13 protein-coding genes are annotated in these 18,662 nt (G+C 42.5%); 3 read left to right on the forward strand and 10 right to left on the reverse strand.

Translation table 11 applies throughout. The features are described from left to right. Positions 1-36: 36 nt before the first annotated feature. The 6 genes from lepB to B3C94_RS03000 all read right to left on the reverse strand — a co-directional run bounded on the left by lepB (position 37) and on the right by B3C94_RS03000 (position 8,686). Positions 37-1,614, reverse strand: coding sequence for a signal peptidase I (gene lepB / locus B3C94_RS02975; protein WP_293898750.1), 1,578 nt, complete (start codon positions 1,612-1,614; stop codon positions 37-39). 35 nt (positions 1,615-1,649) lie between these two features. Next, positions 1,650-2,381, reverse strand: a complete 732-nt coding sequence (locus B3C94_RS02980; protein WP_293898753.1) for a hypothetical protein — start codon at positions 2,379-2,381, stop codon at positions 1,650-1,652. Positions 2,382-2,686: 305 nt separating this feature from the next. Continuing rightward, positions 2,687-3,160 carry an LIC11966 family surface protein gene (locus tag B3C94_RS02985; protein ID WP_293898756.1) on the reverse strand — a complete coding sequence of 158 codons (474 nt, stop codon included), beginning with the start codon at positions 3,158-3,160 and terminating at the stop codon, positions 2,687-2,689. A gap of 114 nt (positions 3,161-3,274) precedes the next feature. Next, positions 3,275-4,336, reverse strand: a complete 1,062-nt coding sequence (locus B3C94_RS02990) for a hypothetical protein (protein ID WP_293898759.1) — start codon at positions 4,334-4,336, stop codon at positions 3,275-3,277. Between the two features lie 77 nt (positions 4,337-4,413). Next, positions 4,414-6,201: an HSP90 family protein gene (locus B3C94_RS02995; protein WP_293898762.1), complete on the reverse strand. Its 1,788-nt coding sequence runs from the start codon at positions 6,199-6,201 to the stop codon at positions 4,414-4,416. Between the two features lie 7 nt (positions 6,202-6,208). Continuing rightward, positions 6,209-8,686 (reverse strand): tetratricopeptide repeat protein, encoded by a 2,478-nt coding sequence (locus tag B3C94_RS03000; RefSeq protein ID WP_293898765.1) that lies wholly within the window; start codon positions 8,684-8,686, stop codon positions 6,209-6,211. A 205-nt stretch (positions 8,687-8,891) separates the two neighbouring features. Here B3C94_RS03000 and B3C94_RS03005 point away from each other — a divergent pair, with 205 nt between their 5' ends. From B3C94_RS03005 to B3C94_RS03015, 3 genes are read left to right on the forward strand one after another with little or no spacing between them, the layout of a single operon-like run. Then, positions 8,892-11,045 (forward strand): TonB-dependent receptor, encoded by a 2,154-nt coding sequence (locus tag B3C94_RS03005; protein ID WP_293898768.1) that lies wholly within the window; start codon positions 8,892-8,894, stop codon positions 11,043-11,045. Positions 11,046-11,092: 47 nt separating this feature from the next. Further along, a complete protein-coding gene (locus B3C94_RS03010) occupies positions 11,093-11,602 on the forward strand; it encodes a DUF4625 domain-containing protein (protein WP_293898771.1) in 510 nt (169 codons plus the stop codon). 42 nt (positions 11,603-11,644) lie between these two features. Then, on the forward strand, positions 11,645-12,664 hold the full coding sequence (locus B3C94_RS03015; RefSeq protein WP_293898774.1) for a DUF4625 domain-containing protein: 1,020 nt from the start codon (positions 11,645-11,647) through the stop codon (positions 12,662-12,664). 104 nt (positions 12,665-12,768) lie between these two features. Here B3C94_RS03015 and B3C94_RS03020 read toward each other — a convergent pair whose 3' ends face one another. The 4 genes from B3C94_RS03020 to B3C94_RS03035 all read right to left on the reverse strand — a co-directional run bounded on the left by B3C94_RS03020 (position 12,769) and on the right by B3C94_RS03035 (position 18,449). Then, a complete protein-coding gene (locus B3C94_RS03020) occupies positions 12,769-13,218 on the reverse strand; it encodes a PepSY-like domain-containing protein (RefSeq protein WP_293898776.1) in 450 nt (149 codons plus the stop codon). A gap of 82 nt (positions 13,219-13,300) precedes the next feature. Then, positions 13,301-14,584 carry a sensor histidine kinase gene (locus B3C94_RS03025; RefSeq protein ID WP_293898779.1) on the reverse strand — a complete coding sequence of 428 codons (1,284 nt, stop codon included), beginning with the start codon at positions 14,582-14,584 and terminating at the stop codon, positions 13,301-13,303. Further along, complete coding sequence (locus B3C94_RS03030) at positions 14,581-15,258, reverse strand: response regulator transcription factor (RefSeq protein ID WP_293898782.1); 678 nt, start codon at positions 15,256-15,258, stop codon at positions 14,581-14,583. The genes B3C94_RS03025 and B3C94_RS03030 overlap by 4 nt, the downstream gene beginning before the upstream one ends. Before the next feature lie 134 nt (positions 15,259-15,392). Then, entirely contained in the window at positions 15,393-18,449 is a 3,057-nt protein-coding gene (locus B3C94_RS03035) for a beta-L-arabinofuranosidase domain-containing protein (protein WP_293898785.1), read from the reverse strand. Between the last annotated feature and the right edge of the window lie 213 nt (positions 18,450-18,662).

Below are 18,662 nucleotides of genomic sequence, written 5' to 3' on the forward strand. Positions count from 1 at the left end.
TCATTTCCCCTTTTTTGTTTTGGTGTTCTTTGCCTGTTAATGGATACCTTTGAAAATCCTATTCCAGCGTATTTTAGAAAGTCCATTGCCATCTGTATTCCAACTCATCCAGGTAAATAATGCTTTTCCGACGATATGGTCCTCAGGAACGAATCCCCAGTCCCTGGCATCGAGTGAGTTGTGTCTATTATCTCCCATCATCCAGTAATAATCCATTTTAAAGGTGTAAGAATCTGCTTTGCGGCCATTTAGATATAATCCGTCGGCTTTCTTCTCGAGGCTGTTATGCTCATAGACCTGAATTGCACGGCCATAGAGCGGTAAGGTCTGTGCGTTTAATGGCACAGTCATTCCTTTCTTTGGAATAACAAAGGGACCAAAATTATCGTAATTCCATGTGTACTGGGGATCATTTGGAAAAGTATTCGGTTTGGCCACTCCCGGTTTTTCCAGGTTCATCTGCATGGATTTGACATTAGACCAGGATTTCACCATTTCAAACTGTTTTTCCGTCAAGAAGATTGTATACACCCCAGGCTGAATTGGGGCGACTTCTATCCCCATATCTTTCAGGCGACGTTCGTCGAGACCAGCTTCATCTGTTATTACAGTATAATCCATCTGGCTTTCCGGAGCTACAAAACCCGGTTGATCGTTCACAAACAATACCCCCGCATTCATACTGATTTTATCTCCGGGCATGCCCACACATCGCTTAATTAAATGTTCCCTCTTGTCTACTGGGCGTGTCTGGATCGTAAATTGTTGATGAACGGCTTCGCGGCCCATCATTCGAACCAGATCGTAATAAGGTATATCTTGATTTTCCACAGCGACAGTATCGCCTGCGGGTGCATTGAAGACAATAACATCGTTTCTTTTTATCTCTTGAAAACCGGGCAATCGTTTATAAGGAATTTTAATCAGTTCAGAAAATGCCTTTCCTCCTATCAATGGCATCGTGTGGTGCGCAAAAGGAAATGCAATAGGTGTATTGGGGATACGGGGGCCATAATTCAGTTTACTGACAAAAAGATAATCACCAATGAGGAGAGACTGTTGCATGGACCCTGAAGGAATCATAAATGCCTCCAGTAAAAAGCCGCGAATCAAAGTTGCAGCAACAGTTGCAAAAACGATCGCATCGGCCCATTCCCTTACCATCGATTTTTTATAGGGGTATTTAATTTTATATTCGTCGTAGGATTCTCTTAAAACTGTTCGTTTAGTCTCTTCGTTCAGCTGAGTTTCCCCTGCCATAGCTGTTTTTAAATTTTTCGTATACAGCCCATTCAAAAATTTAACGTTTTTATCTTTACCCCAAAGTGGCAAAACAATAAATGGGACCAATACAGCGGCACAGTTCTCCCAGAATCTCCTTTTTCCAAAACAATGAATAAAATCAAGATAAAGGTTATAAAACACAAAAACATTAACGATTGGCACAATCAATAGGATGAGATGCCAAGTCTTCTTGCCCAATATTTTCGATTGGACCCACTGACTATAGATGGGGACAACCCCCTCCCAGCCTTTACGCCCTGCTTTTTCAAATAACATCCAAAAGCCGTAGGCCGCGACAATGGTCAATACAATAAAGATGATAAATATCATAAATTCGTTTTAAGTGCAGCTCAGTGGTTAAAATATTAATAAATAAACAATCGCTCTTTTGATTCCGGAGCGCTCTTCGCCTTTTGTAATTCGTTATATCGCATGATGTATTTAATAAAAAGATCATAATCATACTTCTTTTCATTTTCAAACTCAGCAAATAATTCCGGTTCGTCATTAATCAGTTTACCAAAAGTAATTGGTCTTTTCTTTTTCACACCGCTAAATAACCCATTATGATTGCTATTTATTTCAATGACTTCTCCAGTTGTTTTTTTCAACGCATACGCATGTTTATACTTATTGACCATAATGCTGCCCATTGTACCTGCGCCGCCACCAATAGCCATACCAGCTCCCCCACTGACTTTTGTCTCTGAAACATAATACGCAATAATCTCTCCATCAGCCAGCACTTCAGCAAAAGTAGGTTCCTGACTGAGTCCTTTCTGAATTCTATACATTTTTGGAGAAGTTCCAGGCACAACTTCTAATCCGTCTTCCACGTAAGAGGGTGCATACACCTTCTTTTTGGATTGCCAATATGCCCGATATACATCGCCGGGCTCAAAAATTACCTTTTCTTTCTGTTGATTCTCAAATTTCAGTTTGCGATCCTTAATAGAAGAGATCTTTCCATAAAGGGTATCTGCGTTCATAAGAACTACGTAATCTAAATTTTTTGCAACTTCCTGTGCTTTGGCTCTGATCGATAGGCCTACGCAGGAAGAAAAAATTAAAACAGCTAAAATTGATATGGCTTTCATTGGAAACATGTATTTGTCAATAACTTTTGTATTAACCTAAGTTGACTGTATTCATTATCTACTTGGCATTCCCCATCCAAGCTTTGTGTAAAACTACATAAAAATATGAAATCCAACCATAACACATGGAGTTTTAACTTTTGTTAGCATTTTTGGTCTACAACGTGGTTTCTTACCATGTTTAGCACATCTACCTAAATTCCTCCTGATTTCCCAAGCACCAGTAAGCGCACCATATAAAAGTAAAAAATAAAGCCACATCACCTAAAAGTGATGTGGCTTACCAGATTGCTCAAGCAATAGCTTTAACTTTTATATTTACTTTCAAATGCTGACGATGCTTTATTGACACCATTGCTCATATTTTCAAATGCTTTGTTGATATTATCCAGCAGAGTCGATTCTGCCGCTGCATCAGGTGTTTTATTTTTACGGATCTCAATCAATTTCGGATAATCTTCCGTAACAATCTTTTTATACCCTTTCAGACCATCGAGCACAGCTTTTTGGAATGTCGCATCGCCTTTAAAATCACCCAGATCTTCTACTTTTTTAATATCCTCGTCTAAGGACTTATCCCATGCTGTCCGAACCTCTTCCGCTTTCGCATAATCGGAACCATTCATCGCCGCATTCATATCCGTAATATGTTGCTCACTCCCATTAATTACCGTAATAATCGAGTTGTTGTATGTTGCTGGATCTTTTTCTCCCGAACCACAACTTGACATGGTCAAAACCGCTGCGGTCAACATACCTGTAATCATTTGTTTAATCATTGTTGATCTATTTTATCGTTATGTATTATTGTTTACCACTCATTTACACAAAGATAGCCTACAAAACAACGAGATTTCATCACGGAATTCAGGGATTTCCGCAGTTTATTTAACCTATGCGAAGTTTACTTGTTTACGGAAATTACTGTTGCCATTGCGTTGATCAAAACGATCTGCCAGTTGATCCGCTAATTTCCCATAATGTTCAGCCAGTTCACTTGCTGTATAGCTGTTTTTCCCTTGGAAAAGGTTATGCTGATTGCCGAGCTCAAGCACAAAAGATTCATGCGGAGCAAAATTTTTCATCGCTTCACAGATGTAGCACGCCAATTGAAACATGGACCTATTTTCGGGACCATCAGCCCAAGGTAAAAACCGTTCGATCCATTCTTTGGCCTTACCCAGATCGGTATAGGAGAAATAAGTCGCCAATTTAATAACCGATATTAGGATCGCAGAATCCTTTTCTTTTTTAAACACCTCCTTTTCTGCCAGCTCAGCCATGCTATTTGCCTGTTCAACATCGCCATGCTTGTAACCTTCATAAGCAAGATTTACGGCCGTACGCAAAGGCACATGTGCACAGGTAAATTGCCCTTCAATTAGCGGCAATGCTTTCTCAACCGCAGGGGCATATCCTTGCTGCAATAGAATTGCTGCTACTTCTGCGTCCATTTCACAGGCTTCACAGTCGCTCATATCATCTCTTTGCAAAGCATTTACATTTTTCAGTGCCTGCTCGATAGCCGCGAGATCTTTTTGTGCCAAGGCGTCGCTTAACTCCTCATTGTATATGGCCCGCTTACCGTAACCATTACGGATCAAGCGTTGTTCAAAATCACGCAAAGCGGCTTGGATCTGTTCACGGCTGACAGCAGGATTATCATATAATTCGGACATCATCCATTTGTATTGCCACAAGAAATCTTCTTCGTTAAAGAGCTCCGGGTTTTCGTCATAAGCCTGCAATATCCAAGCAAAAGCTGGTAAAGATTCCGTTGAAAAAGCGAGATCAATCTCTTCGCTGATTAAATCTAGACGAAGGTCATATCCCCATTCAATATCTTGATTTTCATCTGCAATCCGAATAGCCTGTGTCAATAGATTGACTTTCTCCAACGTATTGTCTACTCGCGCGACCTGATTGCGAAGTTTCTGAATTTTAAGTGTATACATCTATTTATTCTCTACTTTTAATGAATTATATATCCTTTATTAATAAGCTCCTCGGCAGGAGAAAATCTTCAACTATCTTAAAGATTCACAAAATTATCCAGTCCCATTACAATAAGGTTTTTCAGGGCATCGTTCATGACCTTCATTTCACGCTCCTGTATAGGGTATTTGCCCAAAATCAGCGCTTGCACATAAAGCACTTCCATGACTGAACGAAGCATATAGGCATCTTTAATATCCATCAGCGTGATGATAAGTGCATTGTCTGCATTTAAGCATAAAGTATTCTGGATCTTATTCGGCCTAGCTGTCTTCAGTACCTGGGCAAAAGGATTTGCATTTTCCTTCAATTGGCTAATCGTATTCTGCACATTATTTTGGTCCATTTTAGTAAAAATAGCCGGCGTATCGACTGGTTTAAACCGTCTGATTTCCAACTGGCAGTTGTAGTCGTCCAAAATGTGCTGCACATCTTTCTTAAAAGAAACAAATTGATCATGCTCGTCTTCATGTACAGGCTGAAATGTTCCCAGAAGCTGATTTGGCGACATCTCTGCAATGTTATATTCGGAATATCGCTGTTTGATCTTACGGAGCAATTCCGTATCAAAGGTATAGGAAGCATTGACAAGAAGCATCCCCTGCGTATCAGCCATGCGGTCAATCTGCTTGAAGTCCTCAAAATCCGCACAATAATAGAGCTGTTGTTGATGATCGATGATATTTTGAAAGCTGCGTTGTCCACGGTTGGTTTCAAAAGGGATATCGGCCAAAAAGATGTCCAGGAAGTCCGGATCTTCGAGCGCGAAAGCTTTTAGATGCAGATAATGTGTCTGAATAATGCGCAAATAAATATCAAAATCAATCTTCTTCACCTGTTGCAGGTAAGTTTTCAACACAGCTGCAATTTCTTTTCGCGCCAGCCGCAGTACATCATTTTTCATGAGAGACTCACGTGATGCCGTGGCACTAAGCTCCTCCGTATTAACAAGCATCCGCACAAAAAACGCCCAATTAGGTAAGATAGACTGATCTTCTTCAGCGAGGAACATCCGTTTCAGGTAAATGCGGTGACGCTGTTTATTGCTAAATTGCGTGCGGAAAGGTAAAATATACAACACGCCTTTTGCCTTACCCGCAGTAGTCTCAAATGGAATTGCATCCAAAAAGCTGACATGAAAAAGTTCTTTTCCTATAGCTAGCAGATCTGTTTTTGAAACTGATGACGAAAGCCATTTGGGCTCTTCTTTATGAACGATCTTTTCGGTATCTCCTACCACTATTGCAATGGACTCTCTCAGTGCGTCTCCATAAAATTTGATTTTTTTCTCAAAATAGTCCGCTTCAAAAATATAGTTATATTGCTTTTTGGGCGTAAGGATAACCCGTGTTCCGACGGGAATATCTTCGTTCAGGCGCTCAATTCTATAGTCCCCTTCCGCTCTTGCCGTCCAGCGCAAGGGTAGCTGTTCAAGTGCCGATTTTGTTTCCACGATAATCTCATCGCTTACCACAAAACAAGAGAGCAGCCCAATGCCGAACTTACCAATAAAGTCCTTCGCATCCTTAATATCCTTGCTTTTCGAACTCTCCCCAATAATCGACAGAAATTGGTGGATGTCGGCCTCCTTAAGTCCTATTCCATTATCTTTGAATATAAACTTCGACTGCTCAGCGCTTGGTAACTCTATCGTTATTTTGCCTTGATGCTGTTCATCCAGGTGTTTTAAGGCTGTAATTGCATCCACCCCATTTTGAAGAAGCTCGCGCACAAATGTATTGGGATCGCTATAAAGGTGCTCCGAGAGCAGTGCGATCATCCCTTTCAGATTTACCTGAAATGAATAAGATTTTTCTTCTTGCATGTTATTCTTACGTTCTCGTTTTCTTTGTCAATCGAATAGCTTCTTCATGTCCATTGTCGGCCGCTCTTTCGAACCATTCCAGGGCCAGATCTTCATTTTCCTCTACCCCATCCCCCATGAGATAACAGTTGGCCAGCTTAAATTGTGCTTCAGCATGATCGGCATCAGCGGCCTTCATCATCCATTCGACACCGTCCTGAAGATCCATCGGTATACCTTCTCCGTCCAGCAATTGCACGCCAACAAAGTAACAAGCATAAGGATTTCCTTGTTGTGCGATTTCAATAAAGTGCTCATAAGCAACCGTTTTATCGATCTCTGTTCCTATTCCAAAATAATAACATCTGCCCAATCGGTAGATTGCTTGCTGATTTCCTTGCGCTGCGGCTTGTTGATAATACCCGAATGCTTTGGCGGGCTGTACCTCCACTCCGATACCAAACTCATAACACATGCCCAAGCCCTCTGACAGCGATCCCAGTTTTTCGGCACGCGTATAGTAATCAAAGCCTTTGTCATATTCTTCCCGCTGATCATAGTCGAAGAAAAAATAGTCTCCAAGCAGCAACAGCGCTTCACCAATGTTTTTTTCCGCTGCCTGCTCCAACAACTGGAGACCCAGGGGCACATCCTTATGCACCAGCCCGTTCAGATAATATCTCCCCAATACGCAAATCGCATAAGGAAAACCGAGGTCAGCGGCTTTTTTGACATAATCCTGTGCTTTAAAAGTATCGATGTTTAGTCCATAGCCATATTCATAACAGAGCGCAAGATCCGTCAAAGCCTGCACATGGTTTCGATCGGCAGCCTGCTGATATAAAGCCACCATTTTGTCCAGATTTATGTCCGTGCCGATTCCGCCACGATAACATCGCGCCAGTTCATACATACAATTGACCTCCTGCATTCCAGCCCCGGTTTCAAACGCCGTAAACGCGGCCAATGGTTCAGGAGCACCAGACTGGTGATAGTCATTTGCCAAATAAATACCTTTCAGATAATAGGCATAAGGATAGCCCAGATCTGCCGCACGCGAGAAATAATCGAACGCTGATTTATAATCGGGTTCAGCTTTTAATTCACTGGCCAAGCCCATTTCCGTAAGCGCAGTCGCATTGTTATAAGACGCCGCTTCTTCAAAATAGGGCAATGCAGCTGCCAGATCAGGTTCCTCACCATGAATTCCATATTTTAGGTATCGCCCAACTTGATATAAAGCTTGTGGCAATTTATCCTTTGCAGCATCTTGATAATAGGCAAATGCGGTTTTATAATCAGGAGCTATTCCATCGTAGCCAGATTCAATCAGATTACCTAAACGCAGTTTGGCGTAAGCTATATTTTTTTCTGCCATTACCGTGAATCTCTGGAAGGCAGATTTTTCATCCTTTGGGAGAAATCTGCCTTCCAGTAGGATTTCAGCAAGTTCAACCTGTGCTTCCACATAATCATATTTTTCGTCGAGCAGGTACAGCAGCGACAGTCCCCGTTCGACATCCTGCAGCCTATCATGATAGAGATACAGACAGGCAAGACGATAGCCCGCATAATTGTTATTATAATCATAAGCTTTCTGGAAATACTGCAGGGGTTCCTCATAATCCTGTTTTTCCAGTTTATCGCTACCCAATTTCTGAAGTTTGATTAGTGCAATCTGCACCGCAGCGTCCATCATACCATATTCAAATAATTCTTGATATTCCGGTATGAGCAGTTCCAGTTCGCCCAAGGAAGATGCCTCCGCACGTTTTATTTCATTGAGTACAAATCTGCAATAGCGGGAGTCTGCCACAGCGATTCCCTCTTCCAGCATGTCCAGACGTTTTGCCTTATTATCTTTACGTGAATAGTAAAACTGCAGTGCTTCATAGTAATGGCGCAGTAATTTTCTATCCGGCGAATGCTTAAGTACCTGAATACGGTCAAAGACTTCTTCAAACTTATCCGTCCAGACATCCAGATGGGCATTATAAGCGATTGCCCAGAGATCTCCGCCGAGGGCGAGCGCATCCAGCTCAGCTTTCGCCGTATCCCGGTCGATATCTGCCAATGCACCTAGATAGTTGTAATATAAATAAAGCGGCCTTGCCAATTTAACGCCTGCATCCGTTCCTTTCTTTAAGTAAAAGGAAGTCTTTTCTTTATCGACAACATCTCGACGACATAAAATATACTGCAAACCCAACTCCACCCATGCATCAGAATTTATAGTCGCATAGCGCTCCAGTATTGTTCGGACTTTATCAATAAAAAAAGTATAATCAACATCATTCAAGTATACATTTGCGGCAAAATCAGTTCCTTTTTCAAATAATACATCGTAGAGCTCAGCCGCAGCCGGCTGATGCATATTGCATTCAAAATAAGCCAGAGCATCAAACCACACATCGGGTGTAAGACGTTGAGAAAGATCAATTGTCAATTGATCTTCAGTGGATTGCAATTCAGCAACTTTATTGAAATATTCTTCACTTAACTTCATATATAATCGTTTGTAATACTTGGTAAAATACGCTTTATATCGCCTTTAAGGCGCAAAAAAACAACAAAAACTCTGCCACTGTATGAGGTGATGCAAGTCAATTTCATCAAAATAAACGCAACCTTATTGCTTTTAAGATCTTTTTATCTATATTTGTTGCAACTCAATTGCAACAATAACATTAAACAAATCGAATCCGCAGCAGATGAATAGGTATATCATGTTTTCACTTATCGCAGCACAATACATGTTTTTCCCTTGTTTCGGCCAGGAAAAGAGCATCCAGCTCAAGGAAGTAAAAGTCGGGGGAAAACGCTATCAGCGCGCGGCAGAAGGGATCTTATCCATTGATATCTTAAATGCAGATTCCATACAAAAATATCAGGCCGGAAGTTTAATGCAGACCTTGAGTCGCCTACCCGGCGTAAATGCCATCGGCATCGGTCCAAATCAGTCCAAACCGCAGATCAGAGGACTTGGCTTTAACCGTGTAGCTACGGTAGAAAATGGCATTAAACACGAAGGTCAACAATGGGGATTGGATCACGGATTGGAAATCGATCAATTCAGCGTCGGCAGTGCCGAGGTACTCAAGGGAGCAAGCTCATTCCTGTATGGATCAGATGCGATAGGTGGCGTCATCCGCCTATTGCCTCCTATTGAACTCCAGGAAGATGGCTTTAAAGGCAATTTTAATGTACTGACAAAATCCAACAATGCCACCTATGGCGGATCTTTTCAGGCACAGGGCAGAAAAGGAAATTGGGTTTTTGGCGGGGGCTTCACACATTTGGATTATGCGGACTACAAAGTACCCACAGACACCGTCTATGTTTACAATTATGCCGTACGTCTGAAAGACCGTCATGTACGGAATACTGCAGGGCGAGAAACGCATTTTCAACTGCGAAGCGGCTATATGTCTGATCGTTTTTCTTCCATTCTATACCTGAGCAATTATCACACAAAACTTGGTTTTTTTGCCAATGCGCATGGCTTGGAACCCCGGGGGGTAGACACCGTTTTGTATGACAAATCTAGCCGCGACATCGGTTTTCCGAGCCAAACCGTCAATCACCTGAAGCTGATTAACCGCAGCTTTATCGACTGGGATAAACATAAGTTATGGATTGACCTCGGATACCAAAGAAACTACCGGCAGGAATACAACAATTACACCGCACATGGCTATATGCCCCCCGTCTATCCACAAGATATGACCGTGCCGATCTATCTGGAGCGACTGTACGACAAACAGATCTACAGTATAACCCTGAAAGACCAATTTTCATTAGCGAAACACCGCCTGACCATTGGTGCAAATGGGGATTATCAAGACAACCGGATTGACGGATGGAGCTTCCTGATCCCATCCTATAGACAAAAAGCAATGGGCGTATTCGCCTATGATCAATATTTACTAGATGATCATACAACGCTCTATGGCGCATTGCGGTACGATTACAGCCATATTCATACTTCATCGTATCAAGATTGGTTCGATTCGCAACTAGAAGGCAACCAGACAGCAAGAATTGTCAGGGCATCCGAGCTCAGCCGCAGTTTCAACAGCCTCGTTTGGTCTATCGGGGCAGGGCGCCAATTTGGTTCTGTAGAAACAAAAATCAATCTAGGCAAGAGCTTCCGCGCTCCTATCGCACAAGAGCTTGGCGCCAATGGTGTCAATTATCATTATTTCAGTTATGAAAAAGGGAATGGATCATTATCACCCGAACAGTCCTATCAGCTGGATTTATCATTGACATGGAGTGCTAAAAAAGCCTCTGCGGCCTTGACGCCATTCTTTAATTACTTTTCCAACTATATCTATCTCAATCCTACATCGCGCTACGATCAGTACTACGGGGCCGGCAATCAAATATTTGAATATACAGAGAGCAGGATACGCCGTTATGGCGCTGAACTCAAAGTAAGCTACCAGCCTTTAAAACAATGGAAAGTAGAGTTATTGGGTGAATATGTCCGTTCGGAGCAGCTCTCCGGTGCAAAGAAAGGCTACACACTTCCTTTTTCTCCAGCGCCCTCCATTTTAATGGATCTCAGCTGGACGGCAAAAAATAGCAGGCATTTTAAGGATACCTATCTGTCCGTCGACTGCAAATGGACAGCAGCACAGCACCATGTCGTTCCGCCAGAGGAATTCACACCTGCTTATCAAGTCTTTAACTTTCGAACCGGAACACAGGTCCACTTTGCAAAATCTGTCCTTCAGCTGCGCTTGCAGGTTCAGAATCTCTTTGATAAGAAATATATGGATCATACCAGCTTTTATCGGCTGATCGCATTGCCTGAACAAGGGCGCAACTTTATCCTATCGATCGGCGTGCCTTTTGGTTAGAATAACCGAGCAGGGCGAGCTCATGAATACCGATTAAACATACACAAATGAATAACTATTTAAAAATGAAACTATTTAATATGAAAGCACTTCAAAAATATACACTGATTGCGGTGTTATTTGTCATGGCTGCCGCCTGTAAAAAAGATAAGGAAAGCATTGACACTGAAAAACCGAGCATCGCCATCGATTCCGACACTGCTTTCCCCAAACAATGTAGCACGATTAAACGGGGCACAAGCTTCACTTTCCGCAGCACACTGGCCGACAATGTAGCCCTGGGAAGCTATAGCATCGATGTCCACCACAATTTTGACCATCATTCGCATAGTACGGAAATTGGCGAATGCACAGTAGAAGCGATTAAAACGCCCATCAAACCCTTTGTGTTGGTTAAAACAGTCAATATTCCGGGACAGCCGCAGCAGTATAATGCCGAATTAAAAATCGATGTACCGGCCGATATCGATCCGGGTAACTATCATTTTATGATCCAGGTAACCGATCTAGCTGGCTGGAGCACTCAAAAGGGAATCAGCATCCGTATACTCGAGTAATACCAAACATATTTATCAACTAAATTTTTAAATCCATTTTACATGAAAACTAGAAACATTCGCTTCTTCTTCCTGTTAAGTACTATTCTTTTAGGTTTCCTATCCTCCTGTAAGAAAGATAACGAAGACATTCCAGCACTTGCAAAACCCCAGATAGGCACGCTTGAAATCGGCAGTGGCAACAACAAGACGGTCAAAGCGGGATCAGATCTTCATCTCGAAGGTGATCTTGTTGCCGAAGCACTTATTGCTAAAATTGAAATTGAGATTCATCAAGAAGGTGGTGGTCAGTACAAGTTTACAAAAGCCTATACCGAAGGGAAATATATCGGCGTAAAAAATGCGACATTCCATGAACACATTGATGTTCCTGCAGACGCACCAGCTGGAGCGTATCATTTTCATTTTACAGTCACCGACAAAGCAGGAAATGCAACGACCGTTGAATCACCATTAACCATAGAAGGTTCAGATGCCAAAGTTGCTTACAAACTTGTGTTTACGGAAGTGGCCGGAGAAGCCCATGGAGACCATTTCCATGATCTGGCTGATAAAGACAAGGTCGAGCCCATCTCGATCAGCTTTGACGAAAAGGGAACAGCTTTGGCCGGTGGCCATGCCCATATCAACCCAGAAAGTATCTATAAAATTGAATTCAAACAATTTGATGCTTCTTCTAAAGAGGTACAGGGCCAGTACATCAGCAATAAAGCAACGGCGGATTATTACAAAGCATTCCTTACAGGCGGTTCGTTTGTCTTAAATCCCAATAGCAGTACAGGAACTGGTGCCATCTTTCAAACGAAAGAAACTACCTACGGGGATGGTTCTGCTGTCAATGGAGCAATAGAGACTACAGGAATCATCACTTATTTTACCGCTGGAAAAGACAATGAGGGGGAGAAGAATGTCAGCTATATCCTTCGTAAATTTAATGATGCAACAACGAAGGCTAAAGTTACCCGTGCAGACTGGAATCTCTCGGATTACGCGACTAAATTTGCTGGACAGGATCAGATTAAGCTATCTTTCGAACTCCACGCCGAAGTGGGCGAAGATTAATTAACGCTCTATACTGGGTTTATCCACCAAAAAAACCATCATGATTTCACAGGCTCCAGTAGCGATGAAATCATGATGGTTTATCAATAATCAGGCATTTCAACCTAATCCCTTACTTTCTCTAGAATATTTCCTTGCGAATCGACGACAAGCTTCCACTCCTCTTTTGGGCTTTTCACTTCAAACGCATAACTCACTTTCTGCTCAGCGGTAATCCTTTTTGCATCATCAATCCGATAACCTGGGAAATCTCTTTTCACCCGGTCCACCACATTCTTTGGCAGGTCTCTCTTGTTGATATCAGTTTTATACCGCAACAGTCTTCCATTATGCTGAAACCAAGCTTCCTGGTCTGTTCCAAATAAACCTGTTTCAAACTCAGCTTCATACACATTTCCCTTCAATTCCCAATCTACTTTTTTAGCTTTTGGAAATTTTTGCTGGAAGCTATTCAGTACGACAGCGGGAACCTGACTTTGTGATATATCTTGAGCAATAGCTCCTGTTGTTGTGAGCGCTAGCATAAAAGCACTCCAGATCAATTTACAGTTCATGATTCTTTTTTTTAGTATAACACAAAGTAAAAAAGCGAATCTGTAAAGATTTGGGAATACATGCACAATAGAAGTCTGTTGTTTAAGGGTGCATATTGAGCTGAAAACTATGCAGATTATTTTCATAACGATAGACGAGCACAAAACCATAGAGTTGACAGATCGCCTGAACAATGGCAAGCCCCAAGCCAGTACCTTTAGAGGCTGCATCTGACTTATAAAAACGGGAGAACACCAGATCGGCATCCAACGCTGCATGCGCACTTGTGTTGGTGACCGTCAGCATGTTGCCTGTAATACTGATATTCACCTCGCCGCCCGCTTTATTATGAAATAAAGCATTCCGGAGAAGATTCGACACGACGATATTGGCCAGAGCACTATCCATGTGCACATGAAGCTGATCCACCTGGACAACGTTTATTTCTACCTGTTTAAATTCGGCAATATCTTCAAACTCCGCCACCATATTCAGGACAAGCGCATTGAGTGAAAGATTTTCATTCTGCAAGAATTGTTTATTCTCAATTTTACTCAACAGCAACAAGGACTTATTGAGACGCACAAGCCTTTCGGCAGTATGTAAGACCTCTGCAATCGTTTCCGACTGTTCTTGTTTCAGTTCCTCCGACTCGACCATCATTTCCAATTTGTTGATCATAATGGCTAAAGGTGTCTGCAATTCATGCGAAGCATTCCCAATAAACTGTTTTTGCTGTTCATAGGTTTCTTCATTATGGTGGATGAGTGTTGTTACAGCAAGCTGCAGATCTTTAAATTCCTGAATCTTCGTATCCATAGCAGGCTTCTCTTGGGTTTTCCCCAGACGAAATCGCTTCAGTTGATCAAGGAAAGAATATAAAGGCCGCCATAAACGTTCGATCACGATCTTATTGATGGAAACAATGCTGACGACCAGCAATACAAACAAGATGACAACAGAATAAAACAGATTCTTGATCAGATCGCTTTCTTCAATCATCGAGTTGATGATGGACAGTTCATAGTAATGTCCCTGATGTTCAAATGCTGTCGTCAGCATTCGAACAGGTTCCAGTTCCGGTTCCGGATCATCATCGTCCTGCATATACAGCATGGTGTCCTTATATACCTGCTGCATGTTAAGCGCTTGCTGTTCGGAGATCTCGCGAACCTTATAGTTATTTATCCCAAACTCTAAATCCGGAGCGACGGTGGGATTGGTAGACAACTCCTGGATAATGAGCCGTTTCTGGTTTTCGAGTTCCTCGTCAATATTATCGTGGATCACCTCCAGCATAAATAAATAGAATACCGTTGACCATAGCGCGATTACTACCAGCACGGAGATGGAGAGATACTTAAGCGTTTGATTGGCTAATCTCATTTTTCGACAAGTTTATAACCGATTCCATAGACCGCTTCAAAATCAACATCCGCATCGCTAGCCAGGAATTTTTTTCTTAAATTTTTAATCTGTGAATAGATAAAATCGAGGTTATCGGCCTGATCTGTATGATCACCCCAAACATGTTCAGCCAATGCACTTTTGCTGACCAGTCTATTTTTGTTCAATAAAAAGTAATTGAGCATATCAAATTCCTTCCTATTTAGTGGCACGAGTTCTTGCGCAATAAACAAGCAGCGTTCGTTGAGATCCAGAACAACGTTCCCCATCGTCAATGTATTCTTACCGTCGCGTTGTTTCCTACGCAATACCGCTTTGATCCGTGCATTCAGCTCCGCTATATGAAAAGGTTTGGTCAAATAATCATCGGCTCCAAGCTCGAGTCCCTTTAGCTTATCGTCTAAAGAATCCTTTGCAGATATAATGATCACATTATCAGATTTGCCTTCACTCTTGAGTTGATCCAGGATATGTAAACCGTTACCGCCCGGCAGCATAATATCCAGCAGGATACAATCATAATCATATAGCGATACTTTTTCTAGGGCTGCTCCATAATCACTGGCTGTCTCCACGGTATATTCTTCCTTAATCAAAGAGGTTTTTACGATTTCCCTTAACTCTTCCTCGTCTTCAATTACCAGTACTTTCATCTTTATTTCCTATTCATAAGAATTCATCCACATCCTTTGCGGTCAATTTTAAATGTAGACAATATCATACATACAATTGTTTATGACAAAGGTAATCTGAATTTAGGAAAGAATTAGGAATGCTTGTCGACATCCTATTTTAAGCTGACATCCAGATAGACCGAATGGCGTCCATAAGTATCATAAAAAGGTTTAAAGAGCACATCATCGATAGAAAATTCCAACGTTTCCGGGTTCCCCTTGATCGATTTACCAATATCCTTTGCATCTAAAGTGACTTTACGCCAGTCTTTTCTTGCTGTAGGCTCTTGAGCAGCCAATAAAATCGGTCCGTAAAATAGACTTGCAATATTAGGCTGGTCCATGACCGGATCCAGATGAAATTGGAAGGGCATTTTTAAGTTGATCACGTCACCGTTTTTCCAGTCGCGGCTTAAAGTCAGGTAAGTTCCCGGCTTAGCCGTAATTTTTTGCGCTATGCCATTTATCGTCACAAAAAAACCTTTTGTTGCCCAGCTCGGTACCCGAACATGGAGATCAAATTTGCCATTCCCTTGTATGGTGAGCGATGTATGATCCGCTTTAGGAAAATTTGTTTTTTGCTCGACGCTGATTCCCCGCTCCGTCCAGTGCAAGGTTGAAGGAATATACAAATTGACATACAGCGACTGATCATCCTTACTCTTAAAGTAGATGGTATTCTGCAATTTCGTACTGCTTTCAATCGCCGTACCGTTACAACAGGTAAAACCTTTCATATCCGCATTTCCAAACTGCTTCAGGGATCCAGCCCGCAAAGGCACATGATACGTGTTTGCTGGACTATTTTCTGCAACCGAAGCTAAGATATGATTGTATAATCCACGTTCATAATAATCCATCAGCTCCGCACGCTGATCAAACATAAATAAGTCACTCGTCAGTTTCAGCATGTTATAAGTCGCACAGGTTTCATTCTGCCCACCTGCAGAAAATCCATTTTCATATAAGGTCGCCGGCTGACTAATAAAACATTCGGCATTGGCGGGATTCCTCGCTCCGGCAACACCGCCAATGCTATACATGTAGTCGTTGGTAGCCTTATACCAAAAGTTGTCCGCTACTTTATAATATTGCGGTTCATTGGACACGCGATATAGCTCCATGCTTCCCACAATTTGAGGGATATGCTGATTGGCATGCAGTCCTCTAAAAGTATCCACATTTTTGGCCAGCCCATGTACATGCGCAGCATTACCGTAGAACATATCGATATTGTCAAATAAACGGGCTGTTTTTAAATAGTTCTGGTTACCGGTCACCCGATATAACCTCGCCATCACTTCGTTCATCCCCCCAAATTCACCCGCGATATACGTATTCCACATTTTAATGAGTGTCTCTGTCGGAACTTTATCCAAACGTGCGTATACCCAATTGCCCATTCCCTGTGCGATCTCCAATGCTTTTTTATTACCACTCACTTCATAAACATCCATCAAGCCGGCCAAGATCTTGTGCAGGGTATAATAAGGAGCCCAGATCTGATTCTTCTGGCCGCCATACTTTGCGCCATTTTCAAGCATAATAAATTGATCCGGCGGGTAAGCACTGATAAATCCGGCCCCCCAGTTCCAATAATCTGTACGGATTCCTTCATCGCTCAGGTCAGAATCGTAAGCTGATTTTCCGGGACCAAAAGGTACGGCAGCAGGATCGGCAATAGACGCTTCCCCTGCCTGTCTCGGACTGCCTGATAATTTGGACAAGGTATAAAGAACGTTGACCATGGTATCCATTTTTCCCAAAAATTTTGCCTGAAGAGCTTTGTCGTATCCTGTGCTGGCATAAGCTTGTGCGATGGCAGTCAAATAATGTCCCGTCGCATGGCCTCTCAGCTTGATATCCTGGCTATCCCACACGTCCAATGGCTGCGCTCCCCGTGGTTGCGGCTGTCCAAAGGCGTGGCGAAACATATAGAGAAAAGAATTGGGATCCGATTTGGCCAATGTATCGATGAATTTATTGCGGTTTTCAATAAACTTCGTCTGCTGATGTTTTACGTCCGTATTCAGAGCAACTTGATCCAGGTGAAAGGGTTCCAGCTGCAGGCTAGGCAGCTTAGCTTTGGTCTTTCCTTTTACGGTGATGATTGCTTTGGGTTTCAGATCAGTCCCTGGAACGCGTCCGGTAATGGTGTAGGCTGTTTGCTGCAAGACAGTACTATTGTCTGTAGGTGCGGGCCATAGCACACGTACTTTCGGGCCTACCATGCCATCTTTATAAGTCCCTATGACATAGCTAGGCAATCGGGGCAATTCTCCCACTTCAGTTTCTACGTTGACATCACCAACACTGGTCAGATAGGCATTATAAAGCTGCGCTTTACTCATTGGAAATCTAGGCAGATCGTCCTCGGCTTTACCTTTGGCGCTACGATCTTCATGCACACCTTTCAGCGCATTTCCGTATACCGTACTGATCTGGCTCCGGTTCAGCGGCACACGATAGATCCGAAAATCATGGAGCAAGGCATTTAAACTCGAATTGCTTCCCGCCAGGGATTTTCCGATATACAAAGTCCTTTTGCTCCCCGTCTGTCCGAAAACTGCGCTCAGTTCCTGCGGAATACCCTTAGCTTCTCCAACTGGCACCGCATCTAAATACGTCTGCATAGAACCCGCAGCTATATCAACCACAATAGCCAGATGCACCCACCTGTTTAAAGGGACAGCCGGCGAAACTGCATTTTTCGATTCGCCCTTCTTCTGGGAGATGATCCCCTGGTATCCCTTTTTCAGATCCATTCCTGTTGCTGTCGCAGCAAAATGCCGGGCTATATCCTGTCCGAAATCGAAGAGATACTGCTCCGGCTGAGCTGCACGTAAGTAGAGCCAGCCCGTTATGCTGATCGATTCTAAATCGGAGAGCGCCTGCGCTGGCAATACGATAAAATCATCCTTTCCGCCAGCAAGAGACAGTACCTTGGTGAATTGCTTATCTGCAACAAACGAAACTTTTTCGCCCTGAAACTTGCCATGCAGTCCATTCCTCGACCAGTCCTTTAAATCACCATTAAAGAGATAACGTGCCACCATCCCCGTTTCACCGATACCATCCAATATTTGGTCTCCCCCCTGAGCCACAGCCACATCTATCGTTTTGATAAAAAGTGTAAAAAGTGCTGCAATATATATTTTGTATCTTTTCATATCACGATCTTTTATTCGCCAAAATGTTGTGTCCCCATCATCTCTCCCCGAGGGTTTTTCCATCTCTAATCCACATTCAAAAATGGCAAGCGCATTCTTATTCTTGTTAAATTGACATTTATAAAATTAATGACAATAGCGCATTATACATAGGTTTATTTTAGCCTATATTCTCCAGATTTTAACTCATGGCCCTTTTTGCTACAATCTCAG

The sequence above is a fragment of the Sphingobacterium sp. UBA5670 genome, assembly GCF_002420705.1.
GTDB lineage: Bacteria > Bacteroidota > Bacteroidia > Sphingobacteriales > Sphingobacteriaceae > Sphingobacterium.